Raw genomic sequence first — 15,347 nt, forward strand, 5'->3', positions numbered from 1 at the left:
ACTCCTTAATGATCTGATTTCGCATTCCGATGCGCCTGCCATCTCTGCCACAGCTCAAACCCTGTCGTTGCCCATTCCATGACGTCGTGGATACGCTTCTGGTGCGTATGTACGACCTTTTCCGCACCAAGTATTGACTCGTTCATCATACGTGAGGCCTTGCGCAGCGAGGAAGCGACTTCCCCGACAGCAACCCCTGCCTTTTCAACCGATTGGATACTTGGCTCTAACGCAAGGAGTTGTAAATGTACCTCTTCCGTAAGCTGCCCTAATTGCTTCATTAGATTCTCCGCTTGTTCTGTAGTATGACCAATCTGCTGTTTAACTTCAACAACCGTGTCCCCTAACAAGCGGAGAGTTCGTGTAGCCGTGATGAACATACGAACGGTAAACGCAATGAGCACTAAACAAGCTACAGCCAAGCTGACGATACTGATCTCACTCCACGTCATGCGGGTCACCTCCTGTGAGCGAAAGCTGTGAGGGCTGATGGGGCTTCTAGACGAATGCCTATGAATTACTACAGTATAGATAGGTAGGGCTTGTTTTGACACAAACTGACTGGAAAAATTTCTGGAACCTGTCATAATAAACATCAAAAGCATGGATCAAAGTTGGGGGAATCTAGAAATGAACCGAGAACAAGGCCTACAAGAAATTGAGCGTACACGTATTATCGCGATCGTCCGCGGCGTACAGGAGGCACATATCCTCCCTGTTGCTGAAGCCCTTCACAAAGGCGGCGTCACCGTTATGGAAGTCACCTTAAATACACCAGGCGCGCTGACCATGATCGGTAATCTCCAGAAACAATGGGGAGATCAGATGTTCATCGGAGCTGGCACAGTCTTGGATCTGGAGGATGCCAAACAAGCTGTTCTCGCTGGAGCTGCATTCCTCGTCACACCGAACTTGGATGAAGAGGTCATTCGCTGGTCGCGGCAGGAAGGAATTCCGATCTTCCCTGGTGCTATGACTCCGACCGAAGTTGTGAAAGCCTGGAAAGCCGGGGCTACGGCCGTTAAAATATTCCCAAGCGCAAGCTTAGGCTTGCCTTACATCAAGGAACTGATGGGACCTCTGGACAACATCCCGATGATGGCTGTTGGGGGCGTTACAGAGGGCAACATCAAGCAATTTCTGAGCATCGGCTGCTATGGCTTAGGCATTGGCGGCTCACTGATCAACCTGAAAGAGATCGAAGCAGGGAATTTCTGCTGGATCACGGACAAAGCGGTTCAATTGCTTGCGGCTTCGCGAGCTTAAGCTGTAAAAAAAAGAAAACGGAGCTCGCGAACTTTCGCGACTCCGTTTTTGTTTTACGTGATAAGATTGTATGACGCTGTGAATTCAAGTCATTCATTAACCTTGATAGCTTGGCACGATGTTTTTATCTCCGACTTTAACGGACACGTCCTTCGTTTGACCATCACGCGATATTTTCACTTTCAGATCATCTCCCACTACCGCTGCTTGCACAGCTTTGGTTAAGTCCGCAGTGCTAGTTATCGCGCCACCGTTCACTTCCAAAATGACATCATACTGGCGGATGCCAGCTTCGAACGCTGGTGAGCCCTGCTGCACCTCAGCAACAACAGCACCATTTGTACTGTTAATTTTCAAGTCTTGCAGCATGTCATCTGAAATATTCTGCAAAGCTACGCCAATATAAGGGGCTGGATCTTTCGAAATCTCTTCGTTATTCTTCAGCTTTTCCACGACAGAACTAATTGTGCTTGCCGGAATCGCAAAGCCCATCCCTTGCGCTTCAGCGTTTACAGCCGTATTGATTCCAATGACCTCACCGTTTAAATTCAAAAGAGGACCGCCGGAATTACCTGGATTAATGGCCGTATCTGTTTGTAATAAATGCTTGTAATTGCGTGTGCCCTGCTCATCATCAATGCTGATCGTCCGTTCCTTAGCGCTAAGAACGCCCGTCGTTACCGAGTAATCGAAGTCATATGGGTTGCCAATCGCAACCACCCATTCTCCTACTTCCGCATTGTCTGAATTTCCAATTTTCAGAGCTGGAAATGCTTTGTCTCCCTGAATTTTGAGCACAGCCAAATCTAAATCATAGCTGCTCCCAAGTAGCGTTGCTGAAAATGGGGTATCATAGCCTTGTACGTAAACTTCGATTTCGTCAGCACCGTCAATGACATGCTCATTTGTTAAAATATAGCCGCTATCTTCAAAGATGAAGCCCGATCCGATACCATTTTGGACGGTGTCACCCGTTTCCGTTCCCTGCTGAAGAGGATTTCTTCGCGTCCCTGATGTGTTCGTCTGTTTGACTTTCGTTTCAATTTTCACAATGGCTGGGCTCGACGCTTTCGTAATTTGTGGAATGCTATTTGTACCCGAGCTGTTTAGCGATGCTGTTTGGACACCGGCAGCCGCCGTGTTAGCTCCGGAAGCAGCTGTGACATTTGACTGTACTGTTTGAGCATCGTAGCCAAAAAGGTTTAACTTATCCGAAGTAAACATCAAACCGCCTACAACTACAGCACCTGCCATAAATGCCGCAAAAATGGGCTTCACTCTGGAGCTGTTTGGTTTGCTTTCAACCTTTATATCATTCACATTCATGTTATTGTTCATATCTTCATTCATACGATTACCGCCTCTCGTTTGCCTTCAAATTGTTTTCTTGTTGATAGATCAAGTATAGAACGCTAACCTGAAGTGTTACTTAAACTGGGCTGATAGCGGTATGAATGTGAGCTGAAAGTTTACTGAAGGTTTGTCGGGAATTGGGAAGTGTGAGGGGACGGGGAAGGGTTGTAGTGATGTATTTCAACGTTACAGCGTGCCCGGATGGAGGATTTGGCGCTGTAGTGTTGTTTTTCACGCTTACAGAGTGTGAAAGGGGCTGTGGTTGTGTGTATGGTGATCTGTAGTGATGTATTTCAACGTTACAGAGTTCGCGGACGGGGTTTATGCTTCTGTAGTGATGTTTTTCAGGCTTACAGATCATGAAGGTGGCCCCTCTGGCTCCGAACGGCAAAAAAAAAAAGGAGTTAAGCAGATTTCATTCTGCTTAACTCCTTATTAAAAGCTATTTATTTTGACGTATGATATACACACATTTGTTAGCACCTTTGGCAAGACACTCTGTACGCTCTACATCTGCATCTAGCAAATTACGGAATAGGGATAGCTCACACTGGCAGGCCTGCTGAAACGTGTTGGCCACCATCGCAATTGGACAGTTATGCTCATTGAAAATATAAGCGTCTTCTCCCTGCGGAGACCAATCAACCATATAGCCATTCTCATTCTGAATGAGCGCTAATTCAGCCACACGATCTTCTAAGCTTTTGCCTTGCATCCTCGATTGATAACGAGCTTCGAGCTTACCCTGCCTGCCTTCAAACAGCCGTTCAATTTTCTCATGGCCTTCGTCTTCTAATAGCTCGTCTAATAAATCCAACGTTAACTGCGAATATTTCTTCGGAAATAATTCGTCCGCCTGCGGTGCAAGGGTATACACGCTTGTTGGACGCCCCATTGCTTGCCTAACGAGCTTAGCCTCGAGCAAATCATCCTTTTCCATCGAATGAATATGTCTTCTAACGGCCATCTCCGTGATCCCAAGCTGTTTAGCCAAATCCTGAACACTTAACGGTCCTTGCGTTTTGAGCATGGAAAGAATCACTTTACGTGTTGATGTCTCTAGTGTTTGATTCACGCTCTCACCTACCCTCGGACCTCATTTAGGACTCATTTTACAGCATCACAAGCAATAAGTAAATTATGAAACACTTATGTATGTTATGCCAATTCGCTCTTAATGAATGCCCGTACACTCACAGTAAATTCCTCAAAAGCCGCTGGGATTTTCGGAATTAACGGATGTAACGACTCGCGATTCCAATCCGCATAATCCTGAACTAGCGGTTTTCTAAGCTTTACTAATTGCAGCAGCGTCTCGGTCAAAGACTCCGAATAGGCCCCTTCTCCATGCACGATTTCCACAATGTCTTCATAGCTGCTTGCATCTCGTAAAATAAAAGCATCAATGAGCAAGCTACCTATGTCCGTCACGGTTTCAATCGCTAAATGCAATACACGTTCTTGAGCTAGCTGCCATACGAGATCCTTGCGGCCCTCTGCCCACTGAGCTTCTAACTGCTCACTTGCCTCAGCCAAAACGGCCAGAAACTGAATACGCCCATCAATTTGTTCATGATTAATAAAATACATGATCTATCTCCGTCCTCTTTTTCGCCATTTCGTCCATACCAACATAGCAAAAAAAGTGATTATCACCAAAAATATGAGCAAAACTGCCTGCATCAGATATTCATAACTCACGTTCATTCACCCTCTTGATTGTTCTCATTGTACATGCTATCAACAGTTTATCTCTCGTAGATGTGAGCGTCAAGCTTACGCGGGCTTCATTAATAGAGTCATTGCCCTCCTCCAAGGATCATGATACAGTGAACGGAGAGAAAAGAAGGAGAATTTTCGACATGTCATCCAAACCTAAACTATCAGAAATCGATATTGTACGCGCGATTGCCATTATGGCTGTCGTCCTCATTCATGGTACTTCCGGTGCGACTCAGCTTCCCTTAGGAACAGGCTCTCAGACATTCTTTTTCATCCTTAACAAAGCAAGCTTGTTCACCGTCCCCCTCTTCATCTGGATAAGCGGGCTCGTGTTGTTTTACTCATACTATGACCGGTGGGAGCCAGGGATGGCGCGTGTTTTTTGGACAAAAAGGCTGCAAAAGATTCTTATTCCTTATGTCCTATGGTCGCTATTTTATTATGGGTATAACCAATTCATGTTTCATGGCACCATGCATTTTGATGCTTTCTATCTGCTGAAACTGCTTCTATCTGGCAATGCGAGCTATCATCTGTATTACATCGTCATTATTGTCCAATTTTATGTGCTATTCCCATTCTTGCTAACTGCGGTCAAGCGATTCAGTTGGCTGCGTCGAGGCCTGATTCCTCTAGGTATCGGCTTTCAAGCCGCTTCCTATACCTTAAATCACTGGTTATTTCCGCTTCCGGAATACACTTCCTTATTCCTTGGCTATACAGCTACCTTCAGCTTCGGTGCTTTCATGGGCATCTACTATAATTCGATGGTGATATGGGCTTCCCGTTTCAAAAAGTGGATCTGGAGTGCCGTCCTCCTTGCCGGGGGAGCTTTCGTGGGCATGCTCCTGCTTCAGCAATATGGTCGCGCTGATATCGATAATACATGGTTCGAGCTCGCGCTTCTCACCTACTGCATGACCATCCCACTCCTCTGCGTGCCGTGGGCGCGCAAACTGCTGGCACGCGGCTCACGCTGCGGTGCCTTCTTATCTGCCTTAGGCGCAGCCTCCTTCGGCATCTATCTCGTGCATCCCGCGATCCTCACCTTGTGGGATCGCGTTACACCGGAGCCAGCGCAAGGGCGCGTCTGGCTCTATGATTTGCACACCGTGGCAGCCGTAGTCATCGGGCTGCTAGGCTCTTGGCTGCTCGCGCGCGGCTACGCTCGAGTCGTTAAAAAAGGTTCCGCTCGCAGATGAGCGGAACCTTTTTATTTCATGCGCGCCAGCCAAGCCCAGCGCCGCTGCTGTCTGCGGCTGTAGCGTGGCAAGCCGCGATAGATGTCCAGCGCTTCGCGATACGCGCGCTTGGCATCCTCCTGGCGGCCTAGCTGCTGATACAGCTGGCCGAGCCTGTAGTAAGCCTCGACCGACGAAGAGTGCAGGTCGCGGAAGTGTTCGATAAACTGCGCCGCTCGCTCCGGCGCAAGGGGAGCCAGAGCCTCACCGAGGCGCAGGTAGGCTTCGCCATATTTTACACGTGGATTAAGCTCGACTGCTTTCAGCATAAAGGTTTCCCCTTCGGCAATTCGCCCTAGCTTAAGCTGACACAATCCAATTTCATAGTGAACGTCAGCAGATTCCTGCATGATCGGTAATGTTTGCTCCAAGTAGGGCAGTGCTTCTTGATACTTTTTGCGTTCAATCAGGATTCGCGCCAAGTCCAGCTTCGCTGACGTATTGTGCGGGTTGGCATGAAGGTCAGATCGCAAGCGAGATGCCTTCCGACTTAATTGATACGGCCGCCAAATATTCGGCATGATGCCAACATATCTTCTGTCCAATACATACAGAATAACGAGTAAGATGAGCAGTGCAAGAAATGGATTACCAACGATTCGCCAAAGTAAGCCAAATACTAATAATTTGATAAGCAACGTCTATTCCCCCTTTTCAACTTCCTTATACTACCATATTATGCGGTGATTGTTCATCTGCAAGCCAATAATAATTCCATATACAAAGAAGATTACATAGGAGGAATCAAAACAAGCTGCCTCCGGATAAGTACCGACGACAGCTTGTTGTAAGCTATATTTCTTTACTCAAACTATCGGCTAACCAAATCCTTCTGATAACAACGAATATAATCAATAGTAAACTCACTTGGATATACGGGTGAAGTTCTTGAACCGCTCTCTAGCTGGGGGATTTCATAAATGTTCAGCATCAGCTGCATTGGATATTGTGGTGATTGCTTGGAACTATGAATACGTTTGTTGTCGATATAAAAATCGACTCCACTCTCTGTCCAATCAACACCATAAATATGAAACTCGGTAGGGTCTATTGAGAATTCTTTTTCAAAAAATTCTTCGCTCATGGTTGGATCACCAAAAGGATGAATACCAAACCCTAGCGTACAGATATCCTTATCAACATGCCATCCCTTTAATTCAAATGGGCAAATTTCAGCTGACTGATGCGGGAGCTCCTCGAATCCAATCATCCAAAACGCACAAACATTATTGGGATTATCGGTTCCTTTTGCTCGCAATTCAAAATACCCATACTGCGGGGTAAACAGCTTTTCAACAGTTTGCTCTTCTCGAACAAGACAGTGACTTGCGAATTTATGTTGACCATATTCACTTCCTAAAGGTCCAGAAAAAACGCCTGTTTGGAGGTTGCTTACTTTTACGCCACCATTAAATTCAGGACACCATGGCAATTGGTTTTCTTTTATTTGCAGTATTAATTGACTATCCATGATTCTGTAGTTTGCTTCAGCGAGCTCCCGATTGCTCCATTGAGGCAAATAGTACGGAAGCCACTTGCTGCGGTCGAGTTCATTCGAATCAAAATCATCATTAAACACCAATGTATAGCCCTGTTTTTCCAAATCATTTCTTGGAAAGCCGCTAGGTATCATCGACCACTACCCCCATTCCAGATTCCATCGTGCATTTGGATTAATTATACCATTTCACTCCCAATAAACAAGAACAAAAGTTCCCATTAAGTTACTTGACTAGAAATGAAAAAACTCCCCGAATGACATCGGGGAGCTCAACGAAAGTTGATTAGTTGCAGTTTATGGATACCGTTCGTTTAATTCCGAATGCGCTTATTGTTCCAACAGCTTTTCAAGCTCGCCGCACCAGTTCGTCCAGCCATACTTAGCCCCTCCCAATGCCTGAGCATTGGAGATACCTGTTTGTTCGAGATGAAGGTTAACCTTCCCCTCCCCTAAATCCTGCAGCGTCCAAGTAACTGTGTGAACCTCTCCGCCGGCAAATGTATAGGACAACCGGGTAGGTGCGTCTACGATAAGCACTTCGCCCTCAATAACGCCATTCCAGTATTCGGTTGCCTGCGTGCGAAATTGAAAACGGTGACCTACTTCGGCTTTAAAATCATTCGCCATGATCCACTTCGCTAGCTTGTTGGATTCGGTTAATGCGGACCAAAGCTTCTCGATCGATGTCGTGAACTGAAAATCTAAAGATAATGTTAAACTCATTCTATTTCCTCCTCTAATAGTTGGTTCAAGCGAAACATATTCGTATTCCATAATTTACTGTAAAAAGCCACCCAATCTTGAACTTCTCTGAGGGGAGAGGCGTTTAGCCTATATCGCGTTTCTCTGCCGACTTTTCGGTCAAGTACTAGTCCGGCCTCTTTAAGGATTGTCAAATGCTTGGATACCGCGGTACGTCCCATTTGAAACTGTGCCGTTAAATCATGAAGCGGTATCTCCTCTGCCTCTGCTAACAGACGAATAAGTCGACGCCTGGTTGGATCTGCGATCGCGTCATACACATCCCGCAACTGGTTGTTCTCGCTCACAACACCCCCCCTAAAATATTATTACCAAGGGATAACCGTTAATTTCAGAGCCTAATTAGACACCATTTAGTGACACTTTTATTATTGGCAACCATTTGGTGTTTCACTACTTTGATATTACCCAAAAAGATGGGGCAGTTCGTCTGCAAATAAGAATACGACTGCAATAGCTATCACGAGATTTAATAAGGCCGGTATCATTTTGCCGATCTGATGTTTCACTCTGAGATGCGAGATGCACGCCAATAGCATCATAATGCCGATCAATATTCCGGTCCATGCGGCAATCAGCGGATACCAATAGCCAATAATGAGTCCTATGCATCCAAGAATTTGTACGTAGCCCGTAATAACACGGAACCATTGAGGAAGTTTAATTGAATCAAACAAATCGACCTGATGCTTTGCTCCTGCAACCTTGCTAACGCCAAAGAACCCCATGGAGAACAGCAGCCAGCTTTGAATAACAATGGTTAGAATATGCATTTGGATCCTCTTCCTTTTCATTTTATTATTATCCGACACCGTTCAGTGTCCTATTTCATAATATAACACCATAAGGTGTCCTGTAAAGCAATTATTACGATGTATTTGGTGGAAACCTTCACCAATAGGTGGAGGGGAGCTTTAAGGGATGTCCGATCTTGAATTAAATGGCTGACGAAGCTTACTCGAGGAAGACTTTTTGCGATCATAGAAAAAGCCTTTAAACACACGCAACTCCTTGTGTTTAAAGGCTTCTTACTTTATGGGGCTATCCCGAAAGTACGGTTATCGTATCTTCAGCCCCGTTGGCAAAGTAGACACGATTGTTGTTCTCGTTGGCAACGCCTGCCGATACGCCTAGCCCGAGAGGGAGGTTCGCTTTAATGGTTTTATTATTCGCTCCGTTAATAACACTTGCCCTGCTTGGCGGAGTTTCCTCTCCCGCTGTTGCAACGTAGATTCGGTTCAGCTTGCTGTTGACAACTGGAATGCGCGGCGACTCGCCGTCTTGGATCGTGTCGATGATCTTATTGGTTTTCCCCGAAATGACGGTGATCTTAAAGCTCTGCGTCGTATCGTCCGGCGCATAGAGGCGGTTCGTTGTAGGATTAACTGCAAACGTATCGATATCGCCGACATTCTGAATGGTTTTGATCAACTTGTTCGTTCGCCCATTAACGATGGAGACGCTTTTATTCTCTGCGATCGCGATATATAGGCGATTCGTGCGTAAATTAAATGCGAGCGAAGATGGTCCCTGCCCTAATTGGATCGTGGCCATCACCCGATCCATGCGGCCGTTGATAACGGTAGCAGTATCCTCTCCCGGATTCAGGATATAAATACGATTCGTGAACGGATTGACGGCAACCGTATGAGGAGCCGCGAAGCTCGGATTCTGTTCCCCTACCCCAACTGTCGCAACAACTTTTTTCTTATTGCCATTAATGACCGTGACCGTATTTCTATCAAGATTAGCCGCGTACACCTTATTCGACTTGATATTTACCGCGATGGAAGCAAAACCTCCACCAACGTCGAAAGTATGAGTCAGCTTATTCTTCTTGCCGTCAATGATGAAAAGCTTACCTGACAAGCTGGCAACATAAACCTGATTCGTTCGCGGGTTGATAGCCGCGGCGACGGCCCCATTGAGCCCTTCGATTGTCGCGATTACGCGATTCGATCGGCTGCTGATCACGGATAAACTACTGCTTCCGTTATTCGGCACATACAACAAATTCGTCCTTTTGTTTAATGCGATATCCGACGGTTTGCTCCCCACTTGGATCGTCGCGATGACTTTTATTTTACTTATCACAAACCCCTCCCTCTCTCGCTTTCTATTAGGATATGGAGAGCTAAGCTTAGAAGTTTGTACGTTGTTGCACGCTAAGAAAAAAACGGCATGTGCTGCCGTTCTCACCACCACGATCCATACAAAAAAACACGATCCCGAAGAATCGCATTTATGAATTCCCCTATAAAACTCGTCGAAATTTTTCGTCAAGATGATTGATTTTCGCCTCTATTTTTCCAAAATTAACCAGATTCTGATGTTCAGGTAATAGGATTCCTAAATTTAGCTTACTCATAAAAGGGATATGCCAGATTTATCAAGAATACATATTACTTCAACAAAATGAATCTTCTATGTGAGGAGAATGGTGAAGTGATCTATTTATACATAGTGATTCTAATACTCTTGTTTTATATAAGTTTTATCTTACCTACACAATGGCTAAAAATTGAACGGATTAAATATCCTCTGGATTTAAATTTAAAAATCCTACAAATTAGTGATTTGCATATAGAACGATTAAGGATAAGTCCTACAAAAATAGCCACTATTATCAATGATGAAAAACCAAACCTTATATTTATTACAGGTGATTTTACCAAACATCGTAAAAGGCTATCCAAACTAGAAAAGTATCTAAGAGCTATGACTATTGGTCATGTACCTATTTATTGTGTTCTCGGAAACCATGATTATAAGCAAAAGAATGTCATGGATTTAATCAATCTATTGAAGAAGTATGGATTACATGTATTAAGAAATGAATCGGTACATTTAGATCAATTTGAGTTAGTTGGAATAGATGATTTTGATTCAGGTAAGAGCAACATAGAAACATCGTTTCAAAATGTTGATCATACTAGAACTAAAGTCATTATTACGCACGATCCTAACATCGTTCTACATTTAAACAAATACTACGGATATTTAATGGCTGGACATTTACATGGCAAACAATTTAATATTCCATTTTTGTTTAGAATAAAAGACTCGGGTAAATTGCCTCGGATGGGGATATATAAGGGTCTACATAAAAATCAATATGGGGCTTACTACATATCTAAAGGAATTGGGCAGACGGGTATTAATGCAAGATTTTTAGTTAGAAGTGAGATAACTATGCACTATTTATAACTTAAAACCCTGTGGGGTTTCTCCCCAATGGGGTCAAGAACGAAAAAGAACATGTCCAGTTACATGTTCTTTTTTTCGTTCGATATGGAGCCTACATTGCAGGGAAACTGTATAAATCCAAGAAAGTGCGACATACTACAGGAACAATTTACTAATACCATCGGAGGTTTAAATGAAAAATGGTTCCATAACGTTCTTGCAAACAAGCATGATGTTTATGCTTTCTGTTGGATTACTAAACCATGTCATTATCATTCCGTTGGTGTTAGATAAAGCACAACGCGACAGCTGGATCTCCGTGCTGCTTGCAGGCGCTTTTTTTACGATTTGGGTCGTTCTGCTTTATTCGGCTATTTCTAAAAATCGAGAGATTCGTTTTTTTCAATGGGTAAAGCTTACCTACGGTGCAACGCTATCCTACCTACTGGGAGGGATTGCTTGTTTGTACCTTCTTACTTTATCTACGATTACGTTAAAAGAAACCGTTACCTGGATCCATCTCTCTATTTCAACTAACACGCCAACTTTAGTTTTAGCGGTTGCTTTGTTGATTGTTTGCGCTTTCAATGCTTATAAAGGGATCGAATCTATAGCCAATACAGCAGCAATCTTTTTACCCTTAGTTGTAATTCTTGGATTTTATGTGATGACAGCTAATTACCCGAATAAGGATTACTCCTTGCTTAAGCCATATTTGGAGCATGGCATGATGCCAGTTTGGCATGGTGTTATTTATGTTGAAGCAGGACTAATCGAATTATCATTGCTATTATTTATGCAGCATCACATTCGTACTCGCATTTCATTCAAGTCGCTTGTGTATCTGGCCTTGATACTTTTAGTTCTTACACTTGGTCCTCTTGTCGGAGCTATCATCGAATTTGGTCCTAAGCAAGCTTCACATTTAAGGTTCCCTGCCTATGAAGAGTGGAGACTCGTGACGATTGGCCATTTTATTGAACACATGGATTTTTTAAGTATTTACCAGTGGTTCAGCGGGGCATTCCTGAGAATTTCTCTGACTCTTTTTATGATTAACGATATTCTGAACATTGTGAAAAAAGGGAAAAAGCTGTTTTTTCTTTTCCTTATATGTGCAATCCAGTTAATAGCGATTAGTTTGCCCTTTAGCGATCCTAAATTTATCAACCTGATAACAGAAATTTTGGTACCCGCTATATTTTGGGTGATGTCGTGCTATTTCCTAGTTGTCATTGGATTAATTCATTTCGGAAACAGATGGAGAAAAATAAAATCATGACCAATACGTTAGATCAGCTGGATTCTATGAATGATGACACATTTCAAACATTTCGGCAACTGTTCAAAGACTGTAGCGATGTACACACGAATAAGCTGATTGTTCCGCATAAGAATGGAACTTCATCCACTTTACTCCTGGTATATTGCGAGGGGTTGTGCGACGTTACTCGGATTAATGAGTTTTTTATTCCCCACCTGATTGAAATGTTTAAAAACCATGTCATTTCCGATGACGCTGAACTCAGGCAGCACTTGCCATTCCAACTTAGCTCCTTACCGCAAGATCCAGATGCTGATTTTATCATGAGTAAAATATTTAATGGTGAATTAATCGTTTGTTTTTATGACACAGCCTCCATGTTTGCATGGAATCTGGCCAATGCACCTCAAAGGAAAACCGAGGAAACGAATGCGGAGATTTCGGTAAAAGGTCCTCGAGATGGTTTTATTGAAGAAGCGAAGACCAATGTCGCATTAATTAGAAAAAGGTTAAAGACGAATGCTCTGGCAGTTGAAGAATATACACTCGGTACGCAGACACAGACGAAAACAATGCTACTATATCTGAAAGATGCCATTAATCCAGTCGTTGTAGAGGAGATTCAATCCAAGCTTGCCAATGTGAAGGTAAAAGGTCTGATCAGCAGTACACAACTGGAGGAGCTGCTAATCGGTAATACCTTATTCTCGAAGTTTGCGTATACGGGCAGACCGGATTTTGCGGCGAACTCACTCATGCACGGTAGGTTTGTCATTCTCGTCGAAGGTTCTCCAACGGCGATCATTGGGCCAATTAACCTTACCTTTTTGTTTAATACTTCGGAAGATGCCTATACAATTAATTTGTTTGTCATGTTTACACGAATTATAAGGCTATTAGGTATCTTTCTTTCTGTATTTCTTCCCGGATTTTGGATCGCGCTGCTTACCTATCATCAGGATCAACTTCCGTTCACTTTGCTAGGAACACTTGTTATGTCAAGACAAGGTGTTCCGTTGCCGGCGACTCTCGAAGCCGTTGTCATGATTTTACTTTTTGAATTGTTTCGTGAAGCAGGCATGCGCTTGCCATCCACTATCGGACAGACTGTATCCGTTGTGGGCGGATTAATAGTCGGACAAGCGGCGATTAGTGCGGGAATGACGGCACCAGGCAGTCTTGTGGTTGTAGCCATCTCGGTATTAGCGTCGTTTACCATGGTGAATCAAAACATGGTAGGCCTAGTTAGTCTGCTGCGCTTAGCCGTATTACTGATTAGCGGTGTATTAGGATTGTTCGGATTATTGATATGTATTTTATTTATAGCCATTTATATAGTCAATCTGCAATCGTTTGGCGTTAAATATTTAAGTCCTATAGCTCCGATCAGTTTCCGTGACCTTTCCAAGATTTTATTTCGAATGCCTTGGGGGAAGAAGGAGGGCATACCAGAACTCACCAGAAAAACTGGAGATGATCAACCGTGAGGATGATACGACAATTACTGATTTTTGGACTAGTCTCTCTAATGCTTACTGGATGTTGGGGAGCAAAAGAAATTGAACATCTTGCATATGTCAATTCGATCGGAATTGATTACGTGAAAGGCAAAGTCGTATTTTATACCAAAACGATTAGTTTTGCTAATATTGCCAAGAAAGAAGCCGGGGCAGGAACTAACAAGGAGCTGATTTCCATTGGCAAGGGTGAAGGAAAGACAGTGGATGAGGCTGTCTTTAATCTCTACAAATCGGCGCAGCAAAGACTATCCTGGAGCCACGTGAAAACCATAGTGTTTACAGAAGCAGCGCTGCGACAAAATGTCATTCATAGTATTTTAGATCAAACGGACAGATATTTCGAGTTTCGGTACACCATTTGGACGATGGCAACCCGGGGTCCGATCGAGGATTTGTTTAGCGTATCCCCTATCCAAGGCATGTCTACCCTTTATACGCAATTAAATAACCCGCTTGACCGATATTCTCAAAGCTCGATGGTTGCCCCTCTATATTTGTACAAATTCATTTGGAAATGGGAGGAAGACGGACAGATATTGCTCCTTCCCGAATTAAGTATCAATGAAGATAGCTGGGTAGAGAACAAGAAGTCGACACCACAGCTTCAACAATATGGGGTATGCGCCATTCAAAATAAAAAATTGAAGGGATGTTTTAAACTTGACGATATTACAGGCCTGCGTTGGATGGAGAAAAAAACGGTACGTACCCCATTACAGCTTCAGATTGATCAAGAGCCGTTGGCGATGATGGTTGTCTCAAAAATTAAACCTTCCATCGAATTCAAGCTGTCAGACGAAAAACTAACATTTCAAATTAAGGTCAAAGCGCAAGCTTCGATTACGGAACAGGAAAAGCCTGCTACGGAGAAAGAACTAATAGATCTCGCTACTTCAGAAATAAGAAAGCAAATTCAGAAAACGTATCTGATAGGGCTTAAATCAGGCGCGGATCTTCTTGGTCTTTCCAATGCGCTCTACCGATCCAACCCTAAGGAATGGCACCGCTTGAAGAAAGATGGCTCACTACCATTAACGCCTGAATCTTTAGGAGAGATTGATGTGAATGTAGGTTTAGTTGATGTGGGGATATCTAAAATTATTAAAAAATAGGCTGTGTCGGAGACAAACATCGTCCGAAGCAAGTCCGCGTAATACGCGTGCTTTTTTAGTTCCGTTAACGGGCAATTAGGGCGTGCCCCCAACAAGGGATGTCCGAATCCTGATTTGAATGGCTGACGAAGTTTACTCGACGAGGACTTTTAGCGGTAGATTCAGCCGTGCTCCGTCCGCGCGGGCGAACCCTGAGGGGTTCTCACCCCCGGAACCTTACAAAAAACGCGATCCCGAAGGATCGCGTTTCTATTGTATGGAGCCTAGGGGGATCGAACCCCTGACCTCATCGCTGCCAGCGATGCGCTCTCCCAGCTGAGCTAAGGCCCCGTGATGTCGCTTACAAGCGTCGACTTTTTGTATTATACATGAATTTGTGGAGTCAGGCAATACCTGCTTCATCGGATTTTACATTTGAAA

16 protein-coding genes and 1 tRNA gene are annotated in these 15,347 nt (G+C 43.9%); 6 read left to right on the forward strand and 11 right to left on the reverse strand.

Going from position 1 to position 15,347, the window contains the following annotated elements:
* Positions 1-5: 5 nt before the first annotated feature.
* Entirely contained in the window at positions 6-452 is a 447-nt protein-coding gene (locus AC58QC_RS02950) for a DUF948 domain-containing protein (RefSeq protein WP_497413705.1), read from the reverse strand.
* A 178-nt stretch (positions 453-630) separates the two neighbouring features.
* Between AC58QC_RS02950 and AC58QC_RS02955 the strand changes: the two genes are divergently transcribed.
* Entirely contained in the window at positions 631-1,266 is a 636-nt protein-coding gene (locus AC58QC_RS02955; RefSeq protein ID WP_497413706.1) for a bifunctional 4-hydroxy-2-oxoglutarate aldolase/2-dehydro-3-deoxy-phosphogluconate aldolase, read from the forward strand.
* A gap of 96 nt (positions 1,267-1,362) precedes the next feature.
* Here the strand turns inward: AC58QC_RS02955 and AC58QC_RS02960 are convergent, their stop codons facing one another.
* From AC58QC_RS02960 to AC58QC_RS02970, 3 genes are all read right to left on the reverse strand, one after another.
* Positions 1,363-2,616: a S1C family serine protease gene (locus AC58QC_RS02960; protein WP_497413707.1), complete on the reverse strand. Its 1,254-nt coding sequence runs from the start codon at positions 2,614-2,616 to the stop codon at positions 1,363-1,365.
* A gap of 445 nt (positions 2,617-3,061) precedes the next feature.
* Positions 3,062-3,694, reverse strand: coding sequence for a helix-turn-helix transcriptional regulator (locus AC58QC_RS02965; protein ID WP_497413708.1), 633 nt, complete (start codon positions 3,692-3,694; stop codon positions 3,062-3,064).
* Between the two features lie 83 nt (positions 3,695-3,777).
* Positions 3,778-4,209: a DUF86 domain-containing protein gene (locus AC58QC_RS02970; RefSeq protein ID WP_497413709.1), complete on the reverse strand. Its 432-nt coding sequence runs from the start codon at positions 4,207-4,209 to the stop codon at positions 3,778-3,780.
* 272 nt (positions 4,210-4,481) lie between these two features.
* On the opposite strand from AC58QC_RS02970, the gene AC58QC_RS02975 reads away from it, so the two are divergent.
* Positions 4,482-5,543 (forward strand): acyltransferase, encoded by a 1,062-nt coding sequence (locus AC58QC_RS02975; protein ID WP_497413710.1) that lies wholly within the window; start codon positions 4,482-4,484, stop codon positions 5,541-5,543.
* 11 nt (positions 5,544-5,554) lie between these two features.
* On the opposite strand, the gene AC58QC_RS02980 is transcribed toward AC58QC_RS02975, so the two are convergent.
* From AC58QC_RS02980 to AC58QC_RS03005, 6 genes are all read right to left on the reverse strand, one after another.
* Positions 5,555-6,220, reverse strand: coding sequence for a tetratricopeptide repeat protein (locus AC58QC_RS02980; RefSeq protein WP_497413711.1), 666 nt, complete (start codon positions 6,218-6,220; stop codon positions 5,555-5,557).
* A 173-nt stretch (positions 6,221-6,393) separates the two neighbouring features.
* Positions 6,394-7,215 (reverse strand): glycoside hydrolase family 16 protein, encoded by an 822-nt coding sequence (locus AC58QC_RS02985; protein ID WP_497413712.1) that lies wholly within the window; start codon positions 7,213-7,215, stop codon positions 6,394-6,396.
* Positions 7,216-7,410: 195 nt separating this feature from the next.
* Positions 7,411-7,806 (reverse strand): SRPBCC family protein, encoded by a 396-nt coding sequence (locus AC58QC_RS02990; RefSeq protein ID WP_497413713.1) that lies wholly within the window; start codon positions 7,804-7,806, stop codon positions 7,411-7,413.
* The gene (locus tag AC58QC_RS02995; RefSeq protein ID WP_497413714.1) at positions 7,803-8,132 is read right to left on the reverse strand and encodes an ArsR/SmtB family transcription factor; all 330 of its coding nucleotides are present in this window, start codon (positions 8,130-8,132) and stop codon (positions 7,803-7,805) included. Before AC58QC_RS02995 ends, AC58QC_RS02990 begins: the two co-directional genes overlap by 4 nt.
* 117 nt (positions 8,133-8,249) lie before the next feature.
* On the reverse strand, positions 8,250-8,618 hold the full coding sequence (locus AC58QC_RS03000; RefSeq protein ID WP_497413715.1) for a DoxX family protein: 369 nt from the start codon (positions 8,616-8,618) through the stop codon (positions 8,250-8,252).
* A 268-nt stretch (positions 8,619-8,886) separates the two neighbouring features.
* Complete coding sequence (locus AC58QC_RS03005) at positions 8,887-9,939, reverse strand: YncE family protein (protein WP_497413716.1); 1,053 nt, start codon at positions 9,937-9,939, stop codon at positions 8,887-8,889.
* Positions 9,940-10,290: 351 nt separating this feature from the next.
* Between AC58QC_RS03005 and AC58QC_RS03010 the strand changes: the two genes are divergently transcribed.
* From AC58QC_RS03010 to AC58QC_RS03025, 4 genes are all read left to right on the forward strand, one after another.
* Positions 10,291-11,052, forward strand: coding sequence for a metallophosphoesterase (locus AC58QC_RS03010; RefSeq protein ID WP_497413717.1), 762 nt, complete (start codon positions 10,291-10,293; stop codon positions 11,050-11,052).
* Positions 11,053-11,224: 172 nt separating this feature from the next.
* The gene (locus tag AC58QC_RS03015) at positions 11,225-12,313 is read left to right on the forward strand and encodes a GerAB/ArcD/ProY family transporter (RefSeq protein WP_497413718.1); all 1,089 of its coding nucleotides are present in this window, start codon (positions 11,225-11,227) and stop codon (positions 12,311-12,313) included.
* Positions 12,310-13,782: a spore germination protein gene (locus AC58QC_RS03020; protein ID WP_497413719.1), complete on the forward strand. Its 1,473-nt coding sequence runs from the start codon at positions 12,310-12,312 to the stop codon at positions 13,780-13,782. Before AC58QC_RS03015 ends, AC58QC_RS03020 begins: the two co-directional genes overlap by 4 nt.
* Positions 13,783-13,784: 2 nt before the next feature.
* The gene (locus tag AC58QC_RS03025; RefSeq protein WP_497414064.1) at positions 13,785-14,927 is read left to right on the forward strand and encodes a Ger(x)C family spore germination protein; all 1,143 of its coding nucleotides are present in this window, start codon (positions 13,785-13,787) and stop codon (positions 14,925-14,927) included.
* Between the two features lie 257 nt (positions 14,928-15,184).
* Here the strand turns inward: AC58QC_RS03025 and AC58QC_RS03030 are convergent.
* A tRNA-Ala gene (locus tag AC58QC_RS03030) sits at positions 15,185-15,257 on the reverse strand.
* Positions 15,258-15,347: the final 90 nt, after the last annotated feature.

Source organism: Paenibacillus sp. J22P51, assembly GCF_059692215.1.

Bases quoted from the DNA above. Each gene is read 5' to 3' on its own strand.
- AC58QC_RS02950 (WP_497413705.1), bottom strand. From the start codon at position 452: ATGACGTGGAGTGAGATCAGTATCGTCAGCTTGGCTGTAGCTTGTTTA.
- AC58QC_RS02975 (WP_497413710.1), top strand. From the start codon at position 4,482: ATGTCATCCAAACCTAAACTATCAGAAATCGATATTGTACGCGCGATT.
- AC58QC_RS03015 (WP_497413718.1), top strand. From the start codon at position 11,225: ATGAAAAATGGTTCCATAACGTTCTTGCAAACAAGCATGATGTTTATG.
- AC58QC_RS03025 (WP_497414064.1), top strand. From the start codon at position 13,785: ATGATACGACAATTACTGATTTTTGGACTAGTCTCTCTAATGCTTACT.
- AC58QC_RS02955 (WP_497413706.1), top strand. From the start codon at position 631: ATGAACCGAGAACAAGGCCTACAAGAAATTGAGCGTACACGTATTATC.
- AC58QC_RS02960 (WP_497413707.1), bottom strand. From the start codon at position 2,616: ATGAATGAAGATATGAACAATAACATGAATGTGAATGATATAAAGGTT.
- AC58QC_RS02970 (WP_497413709.1), bottom strand. From the start codon at position 4,209: ATGTATTTTATTAATCATGAACAAATTGATGGGCGTATTCAGTTTCTG.
- AC58QC_RS02985 (WP_497413712.1), bottom strand. From the start codon at position 7,215: ATGATACCTAGCGGCTTTCCAAGAAATGATTTGGAAAAACAGGGCTAT.
- AC58QC_RS03000 (WP_497413715.1), bottom strand. From the start codon at position 8,618: ATGCATATTCTAACCATTGTTATTCAAAGCTGGCTGCTGTTCTCCATG.
- AC58QC_RS02990 (WP_497413713.1), bottom strand. From the start codon at position 7,806: ATGAGTTTAACATTATCTTTAGATTTTCAGTTCACGACATCGATCGAG.
- AC58QC_RS03020 (WP_497413719.1), top strand. From the start codon at position 12,310: ATGACCAATACGTTAGATCAGCTGGATTCTATGAATGATGACACATTT.